At 64.4% G+C, this 1,565-nt stretch carries 1 protein-coding gene and 1 pseudogene; one reads left to right on the top strand and one right to left on the bottom strand.

Annotated elements, in window-relative coordinates; translation table 11 throughout:
* Window positions 1–78 (bottom strand): annotated as a pseudogene (locus Q1V87_RS09635) (IS6 family transposase); the annotation flags it as partial.
* A 402-nt stretch (window positions 79–480) separates the two neighbouring features.
* Here Q1V87_RS09635 and recA point away from each other — a divergent pair.
* Window positions 481–1,565, top strand: a 1,085-nt coding sequence (recA, locus tag Q1V87_RS09630; protein ID WP_300592041.1) for a recombinase RecA, incomplete at its 3' end; no start/stop codon positions are given.

Here is a 1,565-nt window from a genome sequence, read left to right as displayed (position 1 = left end):
GATCGGATAGCGACAATACCAGCGCACCGCCCACAGGATCACATCACCCTGGAAATGGCGCCACTTGAAATCCGTCATCGTTCCGTCCGTCCAATCTCCGCCAAGCATGCTCAAGCTTCACGATTTTTGCAACAGAGCCGTATGGATCGCCCTGTGCGCGGAGACCGACGTGCCCGCGCATCGCCGGTATGGCGTCGGTCGCCTCGAACCTCGCCGCTGACACGGCGGCGTGTCGTCGAAGATCTGTTCGATGACCGCGTAGTCTCCTGCACAAGTGGAGTCGAGAAGGCGTTCCCTCACGACACGCGGACCGACCGGCAGCAATGTCGGAACCCCCACGTACCGTGAGCAGCGTCGAACGACACCACACGCCTTGTCGCACTGATACTCATCCGAGTCGCAGCGCGACAGCCTACAGGCGGCCGATTCTCCGGAGCCGGATAGACCGACGACGGACCGAGTGCTGAAGGAGCACACGCCATGCCCACACCCGCAGACCGCGAGAAGGCGCTCGATTCAGCGCTCGCGCAGATCGACCGGCAGTTCGGAAAGGGCTCGGTGATGCGACTGGGCAGCGACGAGCGCGCACCGGTCGAGGTCATCCCCACCGGCTCCATCGCCCTGGACGTAGCCCTGGGCGTCGGCGGCCTGCCGCGCGGCCGCATCATCGAGATCTACGGCCCGGAGTCCTCGGGAAAGACGACTCTTACGCTCCACGCGATCGCGAACGTCCAGAAGGCTGGTGGTATCGCCGCGTTCATTGACGCTGAGCACGCGCTCGACCCCGACTACGCGCAGAAGCTGGGTGTCGACATCGATCAGCTTCTCGTCTCGCAGCCCGACACAGGAGAGCAGGCGCTGGAGATCGCCGACATGCTGATCCGTTCGGGGGCCATCGATCTTGTGGTCATCGACTCGGTTGCCGCGCTCGTGCCCAAGGCCGAGATCGAGGGCGAGATGGGTGACTCCCACGTCGGTCTGCAGGCTCGCCTCATGTCCCAGGCGCTGCGCAAGCTCACCGGCGGTCTGAACCAGACCAAGACCACGGCGATCTTCATCAACCAGCTGCGCGAGAAGATCGGCGTGTTCTTCGGCTCGCCCGAGACCACCGCCGGTGGAAAGGCGCTGAAGTTCTATGCGTCAGTACGCCTAGACATCCGTCGGATCGAGACGCTGAAGGACGGCACGGATGCCGTCGGTAACCGCACGCGCGTCAAGGTCGTCAAGAACAAGATGGCACCGCCGTTCAAGCAGGCCGAGTTCGACATCCTCTACGGGGTCGGCATCTCCCGCGAGGGGAGCCTGATCGATTTCGGTGTCGAGCACGGCATCGTGAAGAAGTCGGGTGCCTGGTACACCTATGACGGCGACCAGCTCGGGCAGGGCAAGGAGAACTCGCGCAACTTCCTGATCGAGAACCCGGCCATCGCCAAGGAGATCGAGCAGAAGATCATGACCAAGCTCGGCATCGGCGTGCCGAAGCTCGTGGAGGCGCCCGCCGCACCGGTTGCGAAGTCTGCCCCGGCCAAGGCCGCCCCCGCCGCGGCAGCACAGCCGGAGCCCGC

The sequence above is a fragment of the Microbacterium sp. genome (genome assembly GCF_030149085.1).
Classification (GTDB): Bacteria; Actinomycetota; Actinomycetes; order Actinomycetales; family Microbacteriaceae; genus Microbacterium.
Note: the sequence above shows the minus strand (reverse complement) of the source record. Positions and strands in the feature narration are given on the sequence as shown.